The 21,654-nt window shown below is 65.3% G+C and carries 14 protein-coding genes; 10 read left to right on the top strand and 4 right to left on the bottom strand.

All coding sequences use genetic code 11. The features are described from left to right. Positions 1-95 precede the first annotated feature (95 nt). The 8 genes from HMPREF9058_RS11085 to dapC all read left to right on the top strand — a co-directional run bounded on the left by HMPREF9058_RS11085 (position 96) and on the right by dapC (position 12,160). Positions 96-1,763 (top strand): ABC transporter family substrate-binding protein, encoded by a 1,668-nt coding sequence (locus HMPREF9058_RS11085; RefSeq protein WP_009407164.1) that lies wholly within the window; start codon positions 96-98, stop codon positions 1,761-1,763. A gap of 61 nt (positions 1,764-1,824) precedes the next feature. Then, positions 1,825-2,532, top strand: coding sequence for a hypothetical protein (locus tag HMPREF9058_RS11080; protein WP_009407220.1), 708 nt, complete (start codon positions 1,825-1,827; stop codon positions 2,530-2,532). A gap of 87 nt (positions 2,533-2,619) precedes the next feature. Next, on the top strand, positions 2,620-3,822 hold the full coding sequence (locus HMPREF9058_RS11075) for an MFS transporter (RefSeq protein WP_043538205.1): 1,203 nt from the start codon (positions 2,620-2,622) through the stop codon (positions 3,820-3,822). Positions 3,823-4,029: 207 nt separating this feature from the next. Next, positions 4,030-5,952 (top strand): translational GTPase TypA, encoded by a 1,923-nt coding sequence (typA, locus tag HMPREF9058_RS11070; protein WP_009407458.1) that lies wholly within the window; start codon positions 4,030-4,032, stop codon positions 5,950-5,952. Positions 5,953-5,967: 15 nt separating this feature from the next. Continuing rightward, positions 5,968-8,646, top strand: a complete 2,679-nt coding sequence (locus HMPREF9058_RS11065) for a VanW family protein (RefSeq protein ID WP_009747799.1) — start codon at positions 5,968-5,970, stop codon at positions 8,644-8,646. 162 nt (positions 8,647-8,808) lie between these two features. Further along, complete coding sequence (locus tag HMPREF9058_RS13510; protein WP_009747837.1) at positions 8,809-10,125, top strand: hypothetical protein; 1,317 nt, start codon at positions 8,809-8,811, stop codon at positions 10,123-10,125. Positions 10,126-10,546: 421 nt separating this feature from the next. Continuing rightward, positions 10,547-10,897: a ferredoxin gene (fdxA, locus tag HMPREF9058_RS11055; RefSeq protein WP_009394099.1), complete on the top strand. Its 351-nt coding sequence runs from the start codon at positions 10,547-10,549 to the stop codon at positions 10,895-10,897. Positions 10,898-10,951: 54 nt separating this feature from the next. After that, on the top strand, positions 10,952-12,160 hold the full coding sequence (gene dapC / locus HMPREF9058_RS11050; protein ID WP_009407375.1) for a succinyldiaminopimelate transaminase: 1,209 nt from the start codon (positions 10,952-10,954) through the stop codon (positions 12,158-12,160). Positions 12,161-12,176: 16 nt separating this feature from the next. On the opposite strand, the gene HMPREF9058_RS11045 is transcribed toward dapC, so the two are convergent. Next, on the bottom strand, positions 12,177-13,412 hold the full coding sequence (locus HMPREF9058_RS11045; RefSeq protein WP_043538201.1) for an ATP-binding protein: 1,236 nt from the start codon (positions 13,410-13,412) through the stop codon (positions 12,177-12,179). Positions 13,413-13,645: 233 nt separating this feature from the next. On the opposite strand from HMPREF9058_RS11045, the gene HMPREF9058_RS11040 reads away from it, so the two are divergent. Further along, positions 13,646-15,067, top strand: coding sequence for a citrate synthase (locus tag HMPREF9058_RS11040; protein WP_009407442.1), 1,422 nt, complete (start codon positions 13,646-13,648; stop codon positions 15,065-15,067). A 229-nt stretch (positions 15,068-15,296) separates the two neighbouring features. Here the strand turns inward: HMPREF9058_RS11040 and HMPREF9058_RS11035 are convergent, their stop codons facing one another. The 3 genes from HMPREF9058_RS11035 to HMPREF9058_RS13505 form a co-directional block, all read right to left on the bottom strand. Beyond that, positions 15,297-16,145 carry a VOC family protein gene (locus tag HMPREF9058_RS11035; protein ID WP_009407021.1) on the bottom strand — a complete coding sequence of 283 codons (849 nt, stop codon included), beginning with the start codon at positions 16,143-16,145 and terminating at the stop codon, positions 15,297-15,299. A gap of 96 nt (positions 16,146-16,241) precedes the next feature. Continuing rightward, positions 16,242-18,116: a VWA domain-containing protein gene (locus HMPREF9058_RS11030; RefSeq protein ID WP_254654135.1), complete on the bottom strand. Its 1,875-nt coding sequence runs from the start codon at positions 18,114-18,116 to the stop codon at positions 16,242-16,244. A 1,164-nt stretch (positions 18,117-19,280) separates the two neighbouring features. Further along, a complete protein-coding gene (locus tag HMPREF9058_RS13505; protein WP_139019026.1) occupies positions 19,281-19,844 on the bottom strand; it encodes a hypothetical protein in 564 nt (187 codons plus the stop codon). A gap of 919 nt (positions 19,845-20,763) precedes the next feature. On the opposite strand from HMPREF9058_RS13505, the gene HMPREF9058_RS11025 reads away from it, so the two are divergent. Further along, positions 20,764-21,591 carry a class I SAM-dependent methyltransferase gene (locus HMPREF9058_RS11025; protein ID WP_009747739.1) on the top strand — a complete coding sequence of 276 codons (828 nt, stop codon included), beginning with the start codon at positions 20,764-20,766 and terminating at the stop codon, positions 21,589-21,591. Positions 21,592-21,654 lie beyond the last annotated feature (63 nt).

The raw sequence follows: 21,654 nt of genomic DNA, 5'->3' as shown, positions 1-21,654 counted from the left end.
CCGAGTCCACCCATCGCACTATCAACCGATTCAGTCCACCGATCCTGCCCACCACCGCGCGCCGACGACGGCGCCCTTAGTGAACGGAGATTCCCATGAAGCTCAACCGTCGCATGTTCCTCGCCACGACGGCCTCCGCGGCCGTCCTGACCGCCCTGGCCGCCTGTGCCAAGAACGGCTCCGGCTCCTCGGGGTCCACTGCCGGCGTGCCGAGTGCCGCCCCCGACGAGCTCCAGGACGGGGGCACGCTGCGCTTCGGCATCGCCACGGCGCCCACAAACTGGAACGCCATGACCGTGGATGGCAACCTCGTCGACACACGCCTGGTCATGAAGTTCGTCATGCCCTACACCCTCGACTGGGCCGAGGACGGCAAGGCGACACCGAACCCCGACTTCCTCACCAAGCTCGAGGCCGAGGAGGTCGGCGGCAAGACCGTGGTCACCGTGGCCGTCAACGAGAAAGCCACCTGGGGCAACGGACGCAAGTGGGACTCCGAGGACATCAAGGCCTCTTTCGACCATGTCAATGACCCCAGCTACTCCTGGGCCTCCACCGAGGGAATCGATAAGGTCGAGAAGGTCGAGATCGTGGACAAGCAGACCGCCAAGATCACCTTCAACTCGGTCTACCCCGACTGGTCCGCTGCGCTAGCCACCCTCTACCCCAAGGAGCTCGTGGCCGACGCCACGACCTTCAACGAGTCGATGGCCGGCGCCACCAAGTTCAACAACGACTACTTCGCCGGCCCCTTCAAGATCAAGAGCTACGACGAGTCCAAGCAGATCATCACCCTGGAGCGCAACGACAAGTGGTGGGGCGCCACCCCCAAGCTCGAGACCGTCACCCTGCACGTCCTGGACGACTCCGCCCTGGGACAGGCCTTCGCCAACAAGGAGATCGACGTCCTGGACTACATCTTCTCCGCCGACGTCTACCAGCAGGCCAGCGGCCGCGACGACGCCGAGGTCCGCCAGAACACCGGCCTGCAGTGGCGTCACATCATGTTCAACGCCTCCTCCGGGCCCCTGGCGGACAAGGCCGTGCGCCAGGCCATCGTCCGGGCCACCAACCGTGAGGCCATCGCCACCTCCGACCTGGCCGGTCTGCCGGTGGACGCCAAGAAGACCCTCATGGGCAACCGCTTCTTCCTGCCCGTCCAGGAGGGCTACCAGGACAACTCCACCAGCTGGGGACACGACGTCGAGGCCGCCAAGAAGCTGCTCGACGGCGCCGGCTGGGCGGCCGGCTCCGACGGCGTGCGTGCCAAGGACGGCACGAAGCTCGAGCTGGTGATGACCATCCCCTCCAACGCCCCGGTGGCCACCAACGAGGCCAACCTCCTCCAGAAGCAGCTGGGCGAGGTCGGCATCAAGCTCAGTGTCTCCACCGTCGAGATCGACAAATACTTCCCGGAGTACCTCAACAAGAAGAACTACGCGCTGACGGCCTTCACCACCGAGAACACCCAGTACCCCCTGGCCAACGTGGGCCAGTACTACGCCTCGACCAGCCAGTCGAACTACACCGGAATGTCCGTTCCCGAGGTCGACCAGTACGTCGCCAAGATCGGCTCGACCCCCGACGGCGCCGAGCGCAACAAGCTCGCCAACGAGCTCGACAAGATTCTGTGGGAGAACGTCTTCAACATCCCGATCTACCAGCGCATGCAGCTGACCGCCGTGCCCAAGACGCTGCGCAACTTCGGCGCTCAGGGGCTGGCCTCCTTCCGGCCCGAGAGCATCGGCTACGTCAAGAGCTGAGCCGGTGCCCTCAACCGGACCGGATGACGACGGACGAGAGCCGGTGCGGCATGATGCGCCCGTGCAAGAAGACGTGCCCACCGCTGTGTCCATCACCGTGCCCCCTGCCATGCCGACCGTCGTCATCCGGTCCCTGCCGGCCCGCCTCGGCACCGCCCTCATCGGCCTGGCCTCGGCGGGGATGTCCCTGACGATCGGCCTGGCCGACGGCGCCGCCCACGGGCTGCGCACCCTGGCCTGGGCGGGGGCGCTCACCTTCCTCACCTGGCTGCTGTGGTGGGCCCCGCAGATCACCCTGGCCCCGCGGGCCCTCACCATCCGCAACGCCTGGCGCACCCACGTGCTGGACTGGGGCGAGGTCGAGATGTGCCGCACCCGTTGGGGGCTGTCGGTCGTCACCCGCGACGACGTCGAGGTGCGGGCCTCGGCCGCTCCCCGCCGCGGCGGCATGGCCGAGTCCTTCCGGCGCCGCCAGGAACTGCGCGAGCAGCAGGAGCGGCGCGACGGCCTGCGGGCCGCCGAGCCGACCCCGGCGGTGCGCCCGGAGTACCTGGTGGGGGAGGGGACTCACCGCACCAACCTCGACACCGGTGACGCCGGGTCCCTCATCGAGGCCTACGCCGAGCAGGTGCGCAGCCTTCCCGCTCGGGCCGCGGACGAGACGGCGCCCGGCGAGGTCGCCGGCGTGACCAGCAGCCTCAACCGCCCGGTCGTCGCCGCCGCCGGACTGCTCGCCGTCGCGCTCGCGGCCGCGACTGTGCTCCTATGACCCGCCCTATCGGCGCCTTGGTGTACTCGGTGAACAGCCGTGAGACGGACGAACACGTACTGGGAGTACGGCGGGAAGGGTAGCTGAATGAAGCTGATGGCGGAGGAATACGTCGTTGAGTTTCTTGTGTCGCGAGGCCTGTATGTCCTGGCGAATTCGGCGGTTCCCGTATTGCTGGCGATAGCTGTCGCGTCGGAGGGTTACAGTGCCTCCGGCGTCGGGCTGGTTCTCGGCGTGGGTGCGCTGCCGGGCATCTTGGGCGCTTTGTTGGCTCCGCAGATGCTGGTCCACGTCAGCCCCAAGACCATGTTCGGTGGTGCGGCGGCCGCATGGATCGTCATCTGTGGTGGGATCGCGATACTGAGTCGTGCTGGCTCGGTTGGTCTCGGCGTGTACGTCACTGTGTCGTTCGCCTTGGAGTTTGTCGCATCGATCATGTATCCAACGATGGGGTCCTATGTCGCAGACCTGGTGCGGCCGGACCTGCTGGATCGGATGAATTCTGCCAGGGCTGTCGTCGCTGGCCTGTGCGCGGTCGCCGGCCCTGGAGTTATTGCGCTGGTGCAGTCATGGCGAGGTGTTTCAGATGCTTGGTGGCTGGTATCCCTGCTGATGCTCGTGTGCCTGCTGTCGCAGAGCCGCCTGCCGAAGGGGCGCAGAACGGGTGGTGCGGATCGCGTGACCGCGCTGAAGCGGGGCCTGCGGGCCGCTGCACGTTCCCGAGGTGTTCTCGTTGTGCTGGTCGGCTCCGGGGTGTGGCACTTTACTGTGTGGGGGAGTTACATGACGATATACCCGGTGATGCTGCGCGATGATTATCGGGCGTTATGGTTCATCGGAGTCAGTGAGTCCTTGTTTGCCGTCGGTGGGATCGTGGGGTCCTTGGTTCGTCTGCCATCCCGCTTGTCGCGCCCAGTGCTGTGCCTGGTTGCGCTTCTCAGCTTCGTTCCGGTTCCGGTCAGTGTGGTGCTCGGTGCGCCTCTGTGGCTGGTCGCGGTGTCTCTCTTCGTGTCAAGTGCCGTGATTGCGGCGACGAGTGTGGCTTGGGAGACGTTTCTTCAGTCTCGAGTTGAGCGTGACGCACTGCCCTCTGTGTTCGCCTTGGACTACCTCGCCGGGGATGGCGTCGCGCCGCTGGGCTATGTGGCTGTTCCCGCCCTTGCGGTGTGGCTGGGCCAGGGCGCGGGTGTGCTGACGACCGCCGGGGTATGCGTATTGGTGCTGCTCGGGTGTCTGTGGGCGTGCGCTGTCTCCCCGGAGGTGGAGCAAGTCGAGCCGGCTGTGGAATGACCGGTGGCTCGTGCTCGCAGTCCCACCCGGCGGTTGATGCCGTCGGCTCCTGAATGGTCGAGGTGAGGGGCGGCACATGGCGGGTGTTGGCCCGGCCATGGCAGGTCGCGACCGGCGTCCTCTAGTCTTTCTCTGTTTCGTGCCCTGTGGTCGGTGCCTGAGCGGTGCCTGGCCCGCGGCGTCCTCCCACCGGAAGAAGTGCCCCCTATGACCGTGCGCCAGGATCTGCGCAACGTCGCCATTGTCGCCCACGTCGACCACGGCAAGACCACTCTTGTCGACGCCATGCTTTGGGAGGCGGGGGCCTTCGGGGCCCGGGCCACCGAGGAGACCACCGGTGAGCGCGTCATGGACTCCGGCGAGCTGGAGCGCGAGAAGGGCATCACGATCCTCGCCAAGAACACGGCGGTCCACTACTCGGGCCCCTCCGCTGCGGATGCCGGCTGCCCCGAGGGCATCGTCATCAACGTCATCGACACCCCCGGCCACGCCGACTTCGGCGGTGAGGTCGAGCGCGGGCTGTCCATGGTCGACGGTGTCGTCCTCCTCGTCGACGCCTCCGAGGGGCCCCTGCCCCAGACCCGCTTCGTGCTGCGCAAGGCCCTGGCCGCGAACCTGCCGGTCATCCTCGTGGTCAACAAGGTGGACCGCCCCGACTCCCGGCTCGACGAGGTCGTCTCCGAGTCCACTGACCTGCTGCTGTCCCTGGCCAGCGACCTGGCTGACGAGCACCCCGACATCGACCTCGACGCCGTCCTGGATGTGCCCGTCATCTACGCCTCCGCCAAGGCCCGCCGCGCCGACACCGAGGCCCCGGCCGACGGCGAGCTGCCGGCCAACGAGAACCTCGAGCCGCTCTTCCGCACCATCATCGAACGGATCCCCGGCCCCTCCTACGAGGAGGGCGCCCCTCTGCAGGCCCACGTCACCAACCTGGACGCGTCACCCTTCCTGGGCCGCCTGGCGCTGCTGCGCATCCACAACGGCACCCTGCGCAAGGGGCAGACGGTGGCCTGGGCCCGCCACGACGGCTCCCTGTCCTCCGCCCGCGTCTCCGAGCTCCTCGTTACCGAGGGGCTGGATCGCAAGCCCGCCGAAGAGGCGCACGCCGGCGACATCGTCGCCGTCGCCGGGATCGAGGACATCACCATCGGCGAGTCCCTCGTCGACCCCGAGGACCCCCGCCCCCTGCCGCTCATCACCGTGGACGACCCGGCCATCGCCATGACCATCGGCATCAACACCTCCCCGATGGCCGGGCGCACCAAGGGCGCGAAGGTCACCGCCCGCCAGGTCAAGGACCGCCTGGACCGCGAGCTCATCGGCAACGTGTCCCTGCGGGTCCTGCCCACCACCCGGCCCGACGCCTGGGAGGTCCAGGGGCGCGGCGAGCTGGCGCTGGCGATCCTCGTGGAGCAGATGCGCCGTGAGGGATTCGAGCTGACCGTCGGCAAGCCCCAAGTGGTCACCCGCACCATCGACGGCAAGCGCCACGAGCCCATCGAGCGCATGACCATCGACGTCCCTGAGGAGTACCTGGGCGCCGTCACCCAGCTCATGGCCGCCCGCAAGGGCCAGATGGAGACCATGACCAACCACGGCACCGGCTGGATCCGCATGGAGTTCCTCGTGCCGGCCCGCGGCCTCATTGGCTTCCGCACGCAGTTCCTCACCGAGACCCGTGGCACCGGCATCGCCTCCTCCATCGCTGAGGGCTACGCCCCCTGGGCCGGCAAGATCGTCTCGCGCACCACAGGCTCCCTCGTCTCCGACCGCGCCGGGGCCGTGACCGCTTACGCGCTCATCCGCCTGCAGGACCGCGGCAGCTTCTTCGTCGAGCCCACCCAGGAGACCTACGAGGGTCAGGTTGTGGGGGAGAACCCCCGCGGCGAGGACATGGACGTCAACGTGGTCCGTGAGAAGCAGCAGACCAACATGCGCTCCTCGACCGCGGACACCTTCGAGGCCCTTGTGCCGCCGCGCCGCCTCACCCTGGAGGAGGCCCTCGAGTTCGCCGCCGACGACGAGTGCGTCGAGGTCACCCCGGAGGCCGTGCGCATCCGCAAGGTCATCCTCAACTCCCAGGAGCGTTTCCGCGAGAACGCCCGCCGTCGTCGTGCCGAGGCCTGAGAGGAACCGCCGCCCATGAGCCAGTCCGTCAACCGCGGGGAGAAGCCTGCCGCCCCCGAGGCCGCAGCCGACGCCGTCGAGTCCGTTGAGGCTGTTGTGCCGGCCCAGTCCGCTGAGCAGGCCGAGAATGCTGCGGCGGTCGAGGAGCCTGAGGAGACTCCGGGCGCCGAACGGCCTGAGGGTCGGACGGCCGAGGATGACTCCGCTGAGGGCGGGGACGCCGATGACACCCCGACCCTCAACCTCGATGAGGAGTCCCGGGACGATCCGGACGAGGAGCCCGGCGCCGAGGCCCACGAGCCTCAGGAGGCCGCTGAGGCTGTCGAGGCCGTGAAGCCCGCGGAGGTGGCCGAGCCGGCCGAGTCCGTCGAGCAGGCCGAGGAGGTTCCGGCCGTCGAGCGGCCTGAGGATGGGGCTGCCGAGGGCGACTCCGCTGAGGGCGGGGACGCCGATGGCACCCCGACCCTCAACCTCGACGGCGAGTCCCAGGCCGAGCCGGTGGAGACTGCCGAATCGGTCGAGCCGGCTGAGTCCGTCGAGCACTCCGAGGAGCCTGAGGAGAAGGCTCCCGCCACTGAAGCCGCCGAACCGTTGGCGACGCCGGCATCGATGCGCGTCGTCGACGAGGCGGCCACCCCTGCTGAGGTCCTCTCGCCCTATGAGTCGGCCGGCGCCGATGCGTCTGCCGAGACCCGGCGGGGCACCGCATGGAGCCCCGATTCCGGCGACATGCCGCCGTCGATTGTGCCGAAGAGCCTGTCCGGGGCGTCGCCCTCGGCGTCCGAGCAGTCCATGCCCGCCGTCGACGCCGCCCGAGCCGCTGAACCCGCAGAGGGCGATGCCGATCGGGTGGGGGACAACGCCGCTCCCGCCGCCATCCCCGGGACCCTGGCCGCGGCCGCGAAGGCGCACAAGCCCGCCAAGGTCCAGAACGTTGCGAAGAAGACCAACAGCGCAGCAGTCGGGTCGGGCTCCTCGCGCCGTCGGCGCCTCGTCCCCGCTGCCTGCGCCGCCGGGGCTGCGGCCCTGCTGCTGGCCTGGGGCGGCATCGCCTGGTGGACCACCCAGCACATCGCCTCTGGCACCACCGTCTCCGGCGTCGATGTCTCCGGCCTGAGCCCCAAGAAGGCCCACGAGCGCATCGGCAAGGGAGTCGGCGACCAGCTCGCCCAGCCCGTCACCCTCACCGTCGGGCAGGGAAGCTCCGAGCTCGTGCCCGCCAAGTCGGGAATCTCGGTCGACACCGACGCCTCGGTCAAGAAGCTCACCGGATTCACCCTCAACCCCCTCACCCTGGCTCAGCGCCTCGGCGGCCAGCACACTGACGCCGTCATCCGGGTCGATTCCACCGCGCTGCGCGGCGCCCTGGAGGACCGGGTCGACGAGATGGCCAACGGCGCGGTCTCGGCGACCGTGACCCTCGATGGCACCAAGCCGGTCACCACGCCCGCGAGCAACGGCATCGGACTCGACGTCGAGGCCTCTCTCAAACAGATCGGCGGCACCTGGCCCCTGGGGAAGAAGACCCTGGCCATGGCCGAGGGCACCGCGACCCCCGCCATCACCGACGAGGAGGCCTCCACGTTCGTTAACGGCACCCTCACGCCGCTGCTGTCCAGCGGACTGACCGTGAACACGGCCGGCGCCGGCGCGCAGAGCAAGAACCCTGGCGCGGCCGCGGCCTTCTCACCGCAGGACACCGCTGAGATGCTGAAGATCTCCTCCGAGGGCGGCACCTTGAGCGCTACCTTTGACCCGACCGCGCTGCGCGACGCCATCGTCGCCAGGGTCGGCCAGGTCGAGACCCCCGCCCAGAACGCGACCTGGAAGATCGACGGCTCCGCCACCGGCGCCCCCGGGGCTCGTCCCCAGTACGTCCCCGCCGCTCAGGGGAAGACCATCGACACCGCCGCCCTGTCCGAGAGCCTGCTCAAGGCCGGCACCTCCGCCACCGACGTCGCCGGCCGGACCGTGAACCTGCCGATGGTCGTGTCCGAGCCGACGGTGAAGACACCGCAGAACGAGTGGGGCATCAGCGAGGCGATCGGCGAGTTCGCCACCCCGTACAACGCCGGGGACGCCCCGCGCACCCAGAACCTCACCCGCGGAGCCGAGCTCGTCAACGGCACCGTCGTCAAGCCCGGCGAGGTCTTCTCCCTGGAGAAGACCCTCGGCGAGGTCGACTACGAGCACGGCTTCGCCGACGCCGGAGTCATCTCCAACGGGCAGCACGTCGACTCCCTGGGCGGCGGGCTGAGCCAGGTGGCCACCACCGTCTTCAACGCCGGCTTCGAGGCCGGCATGGACGACACCGAGCACCACGCCCACCAGTACTACTTCGACCGCTACCCGGCCGGGCGCGAGGCCACCTTGTGGACCGGCAAGCTCGACGTGAAGTTCACCAACTCCACGTCCCACGCGGTGCTGGTTCAGGCCTGGCTGGACGGGGAGCAGATCCACGTGCGGATGTGGTCCACGAAGTACTACGACGTGTCGATCACCTCCTCGGACCGGTTCAACTTCCGCCCGGTGTCCACTGAGCGCAAGTCCGGCCCCGGCTGCGAGCCCTACTCGGGCGGCAACCCCGGCTTCGACATCACCGTCACCCGCACCCGCAAGCACGACGGCAAGGCGCTGCCCGACGACGTGCTCACCACCCAGTACGCCGCCGACAACGACATCGTCTGCTCCTGACCGGGGCGCCCCGGCAGCCTGCAGCCCTCTGCCGGGGTGCAGCGCCTGGGGTGGCATCCCGAGGAGAGTGCGAGGCGTCTTGTCCGGTGTTGGACGATGCTGCTACCCCCATTGCTGCTTACTGACTAGTCGATCGGGCGACCTGGGGGTGATACTCACTCCATGAGTGACTCCTCCTTGCCCTCGCAGCCCGACAATGTGCCGCCGGCGCCCCCACGTAAGGAACGACGCGCCGGGGCGGCGCTGACGAGTGCACCCGATTCGAACAGGTTCTCTGGCCTGGACATTGCAGTTGTTGCGCTTCTGATAGTCTCGTTGTTCGTCAGCGTGACGATCATTCCGACTCGTGGTTTTTCGCACATCTTTTCCGTGGGTTGGGATTTACTTCTGTGGTATTTGCCTGAAAGACTTTTGTTTGCTCCTGTGTGGGTGAATATTGTCGCAGTGGTCATGTATGTGAGAAGGCGGGATCAGGCGGGGATAGTGGCTTCCTTGGTGCCTGCTGCAGCATATAGTGTATCGTTTCTGGATGACCCTATTCAGGCGTCTTTTGTGGTGGCTGTGGCTCTGTTTCCGGTTGTTGCCGCTTTAATTCTGTCGACTCTAGGAGATCCGACAGGGGTTCGCCTTAAGTTGCTTGGAGTAGCATTTTCTCGAGGTGTATCGATCATACTGATAATCGTCTCTGTGCTCTTCTTTTTTCGTGCCACTTATGGGGTGATGGGACTTCCTGGTTGGGGGCTGGAAAGTGTTTTTCAGGGGACGTTGGAGGAGCCTCTTTTCACATACGTTATTAGGTTCGCGGAGCTTGTTCTTGGGGTTGGGGTTGTTGTCGTGTCGAACCGAAGGCGCTACTATGCCGCCTTCGTTACTCTGACTGTGCTTCAGGCGTTGGTGTTCACGGCGGAGTCTGTGGTTGAGCATCAGATTTATATTGGCGATCTGATTGTCCTCAGCTCAATGGCGATGGTGTGGTCCCGGCCTGTTCGCCAGTGGTTCTCCGGTACCTGGAGCCCCGGTGACGTTCCGGTAGGTCATGCCCCCGCCGTCGTTCCAGTGGGGATGCCTGCGGCCGTCCCAAGTGTTTATGCTCAGGGACGGGAGATACTCGGTGCAGATGGGCGCATGTATATGGCGGTCCCTATTGGTTCGTCACTGTCCGAATCAGCGGCTGCTCAAGGTGTTGGTGGTGATACGACACCATTGATGGACGTGCCCTCGGGTGATCTGGATGTCTCCGCTCGTGCGGCAGCGATGCTGCCGTCAACGCGAACAACCTTCTGGATCAGCTTCTTCTTCGGTTTGTTCGGCTTGATCCCCATGATGATGGGGAACAGTATGGCGCGGAACCTCGGGGTAGTGACGAACTCCTACAACCGAGAGTTCCTTAAAGGGTGGCTCATCGGTGTAGCGGTGTGGGGAGGGCTGAGTGTGCTCATCCTTCTCCTCGTCTATGTCGAGGTGGCATTGAACTACTGAATGCGACTGAGTGCTGCGGAGGAACTGGCTGGGTTGCATGTTGGTACGGCAGAGTGCAACGGCAAGATCCTGCCCGACGATGTCCTACCACCCAGTACGCCGCCGACAACGACATCGTCTGCTCCTGAGAGCCGGGGAGGGCATGCAGGCAGCCTGCGGCCCTGTCTGCATGCGGTGCCGGTGCGGGGTTGATGTGAGCGCCATGGACACTGACGGCCTTCCTCGGCGCTCCGACGTCGGTGTTACCTGTGACATTCGCGCTCCGGCAGTGACGTAATAGCGGTATGGCAACCCTGAGTTTTCGGCGTGCTGACGGCCACTCTCTCACCTCTTGGGCCGACGGGCACTGGGGGACCATACTTGGCCCGACCCCGCTCACCCGCGCGGGAGGATTCCCCTGAGAAGAAAGGACACTGCTGCTATGACGTACGTCATTGCCCAGCCCTGCGTCGACGTCAAGGACCGTGCCTGCGTCGACGAGTGTCCCGTCGACTGCATCTACGAAGGTGAACGCAGCCTCTACATCAACGCCGACGAGTGCGTCGACTGCGGCGCCTGCGAGCCCGTCTGCCCCACCGAGGCGATCTTCTACGAGGACGATGTTCCCGAGGAGTGGGAGGACTACACCCGCGCCAACATCGACTTCTTCGAGCTCAAGGGACTCGGCTCGCCCGGCGGCGCCCAGAGGACCGGCGCGCTGGACTACGACGACCCCATGATCGCCGCCCTGCCCCCGCAGAACGAGGAGTGGAAAGAGGCCAACGGCTACTGAGCTGACGGGCCGGGGGTGGAGACGCCCCCGGCCCGTGAGGAAGAATCAGGGCCCGTGACCACCAGCGCGACACCTGAGACCCTCCCCAGCCTCCACCTGCCCCGCCGACTCGCCCTGCCCGACTTCCCCTGGGACTCGCTGACCCCCTACCGGGAGCGGGCCGCCCAGCACCCGGACGGCGTCGTTGACCTCGCGGTGGGCACGCCCGTCGACCCCACCCCCGAGATCGCCCGCAACGCCCTGTTCTCGGCCGCCAACGCCCCCGGCTACCCGACGGCGGTCGGCGCCCCCGTGGTGCGTGCCGCCATCACCGAGTGGATGGAGCGACGTCGGGGCGTAGCCGGCCTGGGCGATGACGAGGTCATCCCCACCATCGGCTCCAAGGAGTCCGTTGCCCTCCTGCCGCTGCACCTGGGGGTGCACCCCGGCGACCTCGTCCTGCACCCGCGTGCCGCCTACCCCACCTACGACGTCGGCGCCCGCCTTGTGGGGGCCACCCCCGTGCCCGTGGACACCGACGCCGACCCCGCCACCTGGGGTATCGCCGAGGACGCGCCCGTGGCCGTCGTCTGGCTCAACAGCCCCGGCAACCCCGACGGGCACGTCCTGAGCGTCGAGCAGATGGCCCGGATCGTCGCCTGGGCCCGGGCGCGGGGCGCCGTCGTCATCTCCGACGAGTGCTACGCCGAGCTCGGCTGGGAGGCTCCGTGGGACACCCAGCCGATTCCGAGCCTCCTGGACCCCCGGGTCGGGGGAGCCGAGGGCCGAAGCGGCCTGCTCGCCCTGTACTCCCTGTCCAAGCAGTCCAACCTGGCCGGCTACCGGGCGGCCTTCCTCGCCGGTGACGCGCGGCTCGTGGGTGCCGTCACCGAGGTGCGCAAGCACACCGGCATGCTCATGCCGACTCCGGTGCAGGCGGCCCTCGTGGCCGCCCTCGGCGACGAGGCGCACATGGAGGTGCAGAAGGAGGTCTACCGGGAGCGCCGCGAGGTGCTCGTCGAGGCGACCGCCGCCGCCGGGCTCGTCAACGACCCGGCCTCCGTGGCCGGCCTGTACCTGTGGCTCCGGGGGCCCGCGACGATGAGCGCCTACGAGCTCGTGGGGGCCTTCGCCGAGCTCGGAATCGTCGTGGCCCCCGGCGACTTCTACGGCGAGGCCGGGGCCGGGCGGGTGCGCATGAGCCTGACCGACACTGACGAGCGAGTGGCCGCCGCCGCCGCGCGCCTGCGCTCTCCCGAGGCCGCCGCCCTCTTCGCCGGCTGAGGCCGGCCGGTCCCGGTCAGTCGACCTCGGGCCACTCGGAAGTGAGATAGGCCCCGACGGCGCGGTGCTGGAATCGGTAGGGCCTACCGCGCCGGATAATCCTGCGGGTCAGGTCGAGCCGCTGCGCGGTGGGGCCCGCGTCCGTGGCCCTCTTGTGGCCGAGCCGGTTGGCGATGTTCGTCAGAGAACGCTCCTTGGGTGCGAGCTCGGCCATTGCCTCGACGAACTCCCTCTCGCGTGGTGGGAGCCGGTCGAGGATGCGCTGCACATGCGACTCCGCCTCGTGGACCGCCTGCCTGCTCCATCCGGTACGGACGTGCTCGGCGGTGATGATGCTGTCAGTGCTGGCGTGCCAGGCGCACTGCCCGGCGAGCTGGAAAAGGAATGGCTCTCCGCAGGAGAGCTCGACGATAGCGCGTTGGGCGTCGGGTTCCATGAAAATCTGATCTATGCCGCCGTCGGCCGTGGTGATGGGCCATCCCTGGCTGATGAAGGGGTGGAGTGCGGTCAGAAGGTCGTCGTCGTCGATGGTCTCCAGCGTGGTGGTCTGGAAACGACGCGCGAAGGTGGCACCGGATCGGGCTCCGGCCATGTCCGCGAACTCGGGCAGCCCGGTCAGGTAGACGGCGATAGGAAGCGCCGAGCCAACGCTCAGGCCGCCGGGAAGGGGTGTGGGCTCCTCGTGAGTGAGCGCGTCACCCAGGGCGATGAGCAGCTGGGAGCGCGCGTGCTCATCAGTGATGTTCTGGACTTCGTCGATGTGGATCATCACCACGGCATGGCGCTTGGTGGCCGCACGGCCGATCTCAATGAGCAGATCGGTCAGGGCGGAATACGGCTCGGGACCGTCCTGGGCTCGCACGGACAGGGAGATGCCGGAAGCGGCCACGGACTCAACGCGGCGCAGCAGGTCGCCGATGCGCTGCTCCCTTGCTGCTGGCAGACCCGCCGTGTCGGCGAGGGTCAGTAGAGCCGAGGCGACTCGCTTGATGGGGTCGCTCCCTGACGGGATACGCAGCTGTGGCGTGACCCAGTCGCCCGCATCCAAGGCCTCACTCGCGATCCGACGCACCAACGCGGATTTTCCGGAGCCGGCTTCCCCCAGGATTGTGCGGCCGCGCTCGTGGATGCCGGCGGCGCGGCGCGGGCGAAGAGCGTCGCGCCAGTCGCTGAGGTGCTCAATGCGCCCCGCCCATACCAGGGGCACCGTGTCTGATCCTGGGCTGAACGGCGAGTCAAGAGGAGTCCTCATGATGATAAGTTTATCAACGAGCGACTCGCTTGATAAGTTTATCAAGCCCGGGTGGGTGTTCGACTGCTGCCCTCGGCGGGCTGAGGAGGTCGGCTGATCCGGTGGCTCGAGATCAGCCGATGAAACGACGCCGTGACGGCGCACCCCGTACAGTGGTCGCTGGGCCCGCCGGAACCCCGTGGGCCCAGGTCTCGCCGTCGCGATGCGTGCGGCCCCGAGCCCCAGGAGGCATGATGACGAGCACTCCCACCACCCCCGCGGCCGAGCAGCCCGAGCAGAGCCGGCCCAGCGCCGTCGGCGGTCCTGGCCTGCTGGCCGTTGACGGCACCAACCTCGAGCTGCCGCGCACCCCGGCGACCGACGGCGCCGACGGCCTGGGCGTGTCCAAGCTGCTGGGCTCCACCGGCGTGGTGACGCTCGACCCGGGCTTCACCAACACGGCGTCGTGCACCTCGCAGATCACTTACATCGACGGCGCGGCCGGGATCCTGCGCTACCGCGGCTACCCGATCGAGGAGCTGGCCAAGTCCTCGACCTTCCTGGAGGTCGCCTACCTCCTCATCAACGGCGAGCTGCCCGACCGCGAGTCCTTCGCACGCATGGAGCGGCGCATCTCGCGCCACCGGCTCCTGCATGAGGACTTCCGTGGCTTCTTCACCTCCTTCCCCTCCTCGGGTCACCCGATGGCGATCCTCCAGGCGGGGATCGCGGGCCTGGCCACCTACTACGAGGACACCCTCGACCCGCACGACCCCTACGAGCGCGAGCTCGCCACCGTGCTGCTGCTGGCCAAGATGCCCACGATGATTAGCTACATCGCCCGGCGCGCCATCGGACTGCCGCTGCTCTACCCCGACCCGCAGCGCTCCTACGTCGAGGACTTCATCCGCCTGACCTTCGGCATGCCCTACCAGTCCTACGAGATCGACCCGGCCGTGGTGCGGGCCCTGGACATGCTGCTCATCCTGCACGCCGACCACGAGCAGAACTGCTCGACCTCCACGGTGCGCCTCGTGGGATCGGCCGACGCCAACATGTACGCCTCCGTGGCCGCGGGCGTGGGCGCGCTGTCCGGACCGCTGCACGGCGGCGCGAACGAGGCGGTCCTGCGGATGCTGGACACCATCCAGAGCTCGGGGATGAGTACGGCCGAGTTCGTCCGCAAGGTCAAGGACAAGGAGGACGGAGTGCGGCTCATGGGCTTCGGCCACCGGGTCTACAAGAACTACGACCCGCGGGCCGCCATCGTCAAGGAGACCGCCCACGACGTCCTGACCCGCCTGGGCTCCGACGACGGCGACCGCAAGCTCGAGATCGCCATGGAGCTGGAGGAGACGGCGCTGCGCGACGAGTACTTCGTCTCGCGTAGCCTCTACCCGAACGTCGACTTCTACACCGGCCTCATCTACCAGGCGATGGGCTTTCCCACGAAAATGTTCACACCCCTGTTCGCCCTGGGGCGCCTGCCGGGCTGGATCGCCCAGTACCGCGAGATGATCGCCGATCCCGCCAAGCGCATTGGACGGCCCCGACAGGTTTACGACGGCTCCACCGAGCGCCACTACGTGGCCATGCACCGCCGCAAGCACGACGACGGCCAGTACCCGGCCACCCGCGCCGGCGTGCCCAGCCTCGACCGCGTCACCAGGGTCTGAATCACGAGGGCCTGAGGCTCACGGGCCACGCCGGTTGCCCAGGGCTGATTGTCTGTGGCCGGTTGTCTGGGGCCGGGCGGTGCGGGTCGGGGACGTACTTTCCCGACGAGGACTGCGTTCTCCCCCAAACCACTGAGGTCCGCCCGCGGTGGTTTGGGGGAGAAGTACGTCCCCGACGCAGAAGTACGTCGTCGATCAGGGCGTTGGGCCGTCCAGCGCGTCTCCTCGCCTACAGGCCGGCCAGGTTGATCTTGCCCGTGTGCAGGAGCTTCTCGCGCGTGGCGGCGTCGGCCATGAGCTCGGCGATGTTGTGGGGGACGACCTGCCACGACACGCCCCAGCGGTCGACGCACCAGCCGCAGCGCTCGGCCTCGGGCACGGCCGACAGCCCCGCCCAGTAGCGGTCGATCTCCTCCTGATCCCGGCAGGAGACGATCATGGAGACCCCGGGCGTGAAGGTGAAGTCATGGAAGGCCCCCGAGTCCATGGCCGCCATCCAGGTGCCGCGCAGCGTGAAGTCGGTGAACATGATGGTCCCCGCCTCCATCGGCCCGCCCTCCTCGTGGCGGCGCAGGGCTCCGCGGCGGGCGTCGTCGAACAGGGCGATCCAGGCCTCGGTGGCCTCCTCGGCGTTGGCGTGATTGGTCCCGCCGAACATGAAGGCGGGCAGGATGAAGGGACGCGGCTCGCCGGCCGGGTCGGTGAGCATGAGCTGCCAGGTCATGCCGAAGCGGTCGCGGACCCACGCGTAGCGCGGCGAGAAGGGGTACTCGCCCAGTTCCATGAGAACTCCGCCGGCGGAGAGGCGCTCGTAGAGCTCATCGAGGTAGGTCCGGGCCTGCTCCTCGCCGCCGAACAGGAGCGGGTCGAAGTTCAGGATGCAGCCGATCGATGGGTTCGGGGCGTCCTGGTCGCCGCCGTTGATGAGCGAGAGACGGAACCCGTGGATGCAGACCGTGGCCGCGTAGCCGGGCACCTCCTCGACGACGGAGCCCTCGCGGAAGACGTCGGCGTAGAACTGGGCCGCTTCGTCAACGGTGCCGTTGCATCGGATGGCGGGAGTGATGAGCTGGTCCATGTGAATACCGTAGCGTGACAAGCGTTGGGGCCGCTCCGGAGAGGAACGGCCCCAACGCTGTGATCGGCGAGCCGGGTCATGCCCGGGTATCACCGGTTATGAGGTGACCTTGCGGCGGTAGTGGAGAACTGCTGCACCGGCGAGCAGCCCGAGGATCGCCAGGGCCGTCAACCTGCTCGCGTTGATCCCTGTGTTGGGGAGGGGGCGCTTTGAAGCAGTAGTTGTCGGAGCGGCCGTGGGCGCCTGGGTGGGTGCTGGTGCGACGGCAGGAGTGGGTGTCGAGCCTCCACTGGGCGCAGGAGTTGGCTGGGTGCTGGGAGTCCCGCTGTCGGGTGGGCAGTTCTCGCCGACGACGCAGACACCAGGCTTGTCCTGGGTGGGGAAGCCGGGATCGGGGTCGCACTCGTCTCCGACTCCGTCGTTGTCGTAGTCGGTTTGACCCCAGTTACTGACGTCGGGGCAGTTGTCCTGATCGCGTGGTGTGTTGTCGCCGTCGTCGGTGATATCGACCTGGGTGGTGGCGACGGCGGTCTGTCCGTCGGATTGAGTGACGCGCAGCCCGATGACTCCGCTGAACTCCTCGGTGAAGGTATGGGTGATGCGTGGGGAGGTTCCGGTTTCGTCGTAGACGCCGTCACCGTTGAAGTCCCACTCGTAGGAGGTCAGAGAGCCTGAGACCGCGTGGGAGGCTGCGGCATCGATATCGACAGGATCTCCGACCTTGGCGACATAGGGGCCCTGGATCCAGGCGAAGGGCTTGTTGAGCTCGCTGCTGATGGCCTTGTTGACGAGGTCGCTGACCTGATCGGGCGAGGAGGCGTTGGCGGTCGTACCGGTACTGGAACTCACCAGGGTCTGGAAGTCGGCGGAGTTGAGCTGTCCGGTGTCAATACCGTAGACGCTGACCGGGTCTACTTCGTAGGCGGCCTTAGCGACAGAGGCGGCGGTGTAACCAGTGCCAGGCTCGGGATCGCGTGGAGGCGCGTCGCCGATGACGACGACGATTTTTTTAACCCCGTTGCGCCATTTCATATTAACGGCCTGCATGACGCCGCTGTAGACGCTCGCGTTGGTGTTGCCGAGGTTTCCTCCCTCGTAGGTTAGAGAACTCAGCCCTGCATCCAATGTAGATATGTCGGACGTGAAATCGACGTCGGTCCGGGCTAGGTAGTTCTTTGGGTTGTACTGAGGGTGGTCTTTGTAGTCTACGAGTGCGAATCGATAAGACAGCGCCTTCTTGCTTGTTTCTTCCGCTATCGAATGAATCTTCGATCGAACTGCCTCGACATTACTGTCCATTGAGCCCGTAGAGTCTACAACGAACGCGATATCGATATCCTCTCCATTGCTTTTGGGGCTCTTGATGGATGGGACCCCGATTTTGGTCTCTATGAGTTTTGCTATCTCTTCGTGTCCGATGAGATTGGGGTGGTAGAATTCATTCGGGTCCCCGCTTGTCCTAGCGTGCGTGTTTCCATTTTGGTCTTCCTGCCCCTCTGTCTCAAAGAACTCATTAATCCAGCGGTGAGGATTGACGACAGGGAATGATGGGTCTGGTTCATGTCCATCGAATGAGTTGATGACGCCATCTACGTAGGTTACCTTCAGGCTTGGGTGTGAGCTATTCCATTCAGAAACAAGGTCTGATTGAATGACCTTTGCGTCGTCACCGAGTTTTCTGACTGCCGCGCCGGCATTGTATGAATCTGTCCATAATGCGTGGCTGTCCCTGAGGGTAAAATTATCCTTGGATGATAGTCGAGGGTAGCCTACGATGACCACCTGGGCGTTGTCGTCTAAGCGATTATCGATTGCCTGAAGAATGTCAAGAGTTTGCTTCTTCACTTGTGGTAGCTTAGAGTTAGCGCCATCGATTTTCTGACGGCAAGTGGCAGGGTCTCTCATTCCAATCATGAAACACTGCGAAACAATATCGGAAAAATTGACATCATTGCCGCCGATAGTAAACATCACTAAATTTGTGTTAGAGTCCAATTCTGTCATTTGGTCACTTAGGACGTCGTCCGAAACGTGGCCACTATGTGCAATATTATCTAATATTGCGTGAGCTCCCTGGTCGTTAAGCCAGTTCACGTAGTTGTGCGCCCAATTGCGAGAACTTCTATAGGCCTTCTTGTCATCGCCGTAGTAGTGTCCTGCTCCATTCCCGGCAGAATAAGAGTCTCCGAGTAGGGCTACTCTGAGTGGAACGTTGGTTGTGATCGCGGCAGAGGCGGTTGGAAGAGTGGTAGGTAAGGGAAGTTCCTGGTTGAATAGTAGTAATGTGACTAGAATGATGAAAGTTAACTGTTTCATGTAGTGTGCAACGTTTGGCTTGTCATGTTGTGAAGGGCGATTCACTTCGGTTTCCTTTCGATCTTCGACACTATGCTTCTGTGTGTCCTTGATGGGGGCGCCCCCTGGGATGGTGATCTAAATCCTCGCCAACTTAGTGGTTCCAATATTTTGGAGACTACTTAAGTAACTAGACGTAGCGTAAAAGTACGACGATGCTATTATTGCCTGCATTGGGTGGGGGGGTGGGGTCGTTGGAGGAAAGATATACTGCGAGAAACATGTCATCAATGGGTCGCGTACCTCCATGTCTTCCAACCCATGAGGCTGGGATAGTTGGCCCCGGATCATTCTCCCATCCGTGATGTTCAGCGTAAGCAATAAACTGATTCATGAGTTCTTTTGGGTCAATGCTTTCATCTCTGAACCACCGTCTCAGGCGAAGTCCTGGATACTTATATTCAAACCATTTTGGAAGTGGGGAGTCGTTGATATGAATAGCCTCGTGGCCGAGGATTTTCTTTTTTCCCATCGGGTCATTCTTGAGGGCCCTCAGTCGTCTCGCCTCATATGACAGGGGGCCTCCTGGGCCATATGCCCAGGTAAGGCCACCCCCGATAGTAAGGCCTCCTGCAAGTGTGCTGCATCCGATTGTTGTCAGCAATTTTCGTCGAGATGGGCGTGGGGGTGGTTCGGTGTGCTCTGCGGGGTTGGTACTGGGGTGTGGGGCTGCCGTAGTCATGTCACGATTCTATAAAGCTTGGTGTGAGAGTCGTGTAGATTCGCGTATTGATGTTTGTCAGTACTTACTAGGTGGGATTCAATAGGGGTGCAGTTACTTCACTTACAGTGGGAGCCGCCGATTTTTTTGGGATGGGTGTTATGATTGCCTGTGGAGCTAATTGTCATGGTGGGTGATGTTCTGGAGTGCGGGAAACTAGGGTGCGTGGGATGTGGTTGCGCGAATTCAAAGCTCTCCGAGGGGGAAGTGTGTTGGCTCCCTGTTGTGAATAATTTTTTTGTCTCAACTGTGAAGTGTGGCGGGAAAAAGCAGGCACTCGACTCCGGGTCGACAGGTAGGGTGTAGTTAATTGTGATACGAACTTCACTATCCTTGGGTGTCGTATCTTCTGAAAGTCCAACAAATAGTTGCATGTAGTCGTCAGGTTTTCGGTGTGCGTGTTGGGCAATCCACGCCGTAGGGGTGGTGATGCGGGTTTCTTCTTCCCATCCGTGAGACTTTGCGTAGTCTATGAACTCGTCCCTGAGTTGCTCGGCAGGTTTTGATGGATCTTGGAACCACCGTTCGAGATGAACTCCTGGGTACTTCCAGGTCGTCCAACCTGGAAGCTCTGACTCTTCTGTGTGGACAGCTTTCACTCCGAGAATGGTCTCGTGTCCCATTGGGTCGTTTCTGAGTGCACCCAGTTGTCTCGCCTCATGTGAGAGGGGTCCTCCGGGGCCGAAGGCCCAGGTGAGTCCGCCTCCGGAGGTCAGGCCGCCAGCAAGAGTCCCGCAGCCAATGCGAATCAATAGCTTGCGGCGAGACAGGCGTGAGGAGGGAACTGTGGATTCTGATGCAGGGGTGTGGGGATCTGAGACTGCCGTAGTCATATGGCGATTTTATGAATCCATTAGGGTAGTTGTGTGGGTTGGCGCACTGAGGTTAGTCAGTGTTACTGAGGGGGTCTTGCCGTGGAGGTTTGTCGCCATGTGTGCCGCTACGATGAGAGGCTCTCGCTTGACGGGGAGGGGATGGCGTTGTCTCAGGCGTACCCAAGTCCGACAACAATCGAGCCGTTGAGCGGGTCAGTCTCGCGCTGCCCGATATTGGGGCGACAGTGAGGGGCATGCCGTCAGTCGGCTCCGCCCCGCCGTGGTGGCCGATCCATGACTCGGGTGTGGACGGTCTGGGATTCTTCGTCCAGTCGTGGCTCTTGGCGTAGTCGGCGAAGAGGCTCGTGAGCTCCGCGGGAGTCCTCCTCGCGTCATAGAGCCGCCGACGTAGCGAGACGTCCCCGTACTTCCACTGAAACCACGTGGGCAGCTCCCATGAATCGGTGAAGACGGCGGAGATTTCGAGAATGGTCTCCGCCCCCATTGGGTCGTCTCGGAGCGCTTTCAGCCCTCTGGTCTCGTAGGGTGGCGCCCAACTCGGTCCGTACGTCCACTCATGATCTACTGCGATAACGAGCCCTCCATCGATGGTGGGGTCGGCAGCACGCACGAGCGTCCGCCGCCGATTTGCCTGTCCTGCTCGCGTTGCAGAGTTATCGACGGCGAACTCTGTCCGAACCGCAACCACTGTGGTTAGGCTGGCCTTATGAGCAAGAAGCCTGCTGCCTCTGCCGCCTCGACCGACCTGCCTCTGCCCCATGCCGACCGTCCCGTCGCCTCCGCGCCCGGCCACTGGGTCCTGGCCCGCGCCGGCAAGCGCGTCCTGCGTCCTGGCGGCGCCGCCCTCTCCGCCGCCATGCTCAGCCACGCCGGCCTGGCGGGAGCCGACGTCGTCGAGCTCGCCCCGGGTCTGGGGCGCACCGCCGCCGAGATCATCAAGGATCACCCCGCCTCTTACACGGCCATCGACCGCGACCCCGACGCCGCCCGGCGTGTGGCCGCCGTCGTCGGGGACCTGGGCGCCGTCCGCCAGGGCGAGGCCGCCGACACCGGCCTGGACGAGGCCAGCGCCGACGTCGTCGTCGGTGAGGCCATGCTCACCATGCAAGGGGACAAGGGGAAGGCCGCCATCGTCGCCGAGGCCGCCCGCGTCCTGCGTCCCGGCGGGCGCTACGCCATCCACGAGCTCGGCGTCACCCCCGACGACATCGACGAGGAGTACTACACCCAGCTGCGCCGCGACCTGGCCCGCTCCATCCACGTCAACGCCCGCCCCATGACGGCGGCCGCCTGGAAGGAGCTCATGGAGGACGCCGGACTCGTCGTCGACTGGGTCGACACCGCCCCCATGGCCCTGCTCAAGGTCGGCCGCAACATCCGCGACGAGGGACTGGGCGGCTTCCTGCGGATCGCCCGCAACGTCGCCGCCGACAGGGCGTTGCGCCGGCGCGTCCAGGAGATGGCAGCCACCTTCAAGCGCTACGAGAAGGACATGGTCGGCATCGCCCTCGTGGCCCACAAGCCCGCAGCCTGAGCCCCGCTTCTCGTCGGTCGCTGACGTCGCGGTCGTACCTTAGCTCGCGCGTTCGAGGGGTCA

The organism is Actinomyces sp. oral taxon 175 str. F0384 (assembly GCF_000223355.1).
Lineage (GTDB): Bacteria > Actinomycetota > Actinomycetes > Actinomycetales > Actinomycetaceae > Actinomyces > Actinomyces oris.
Note: the sequence above shows the minus strand (reverse complement) of the source record. Positions and strands in the feature narration are given on the sequence as shown.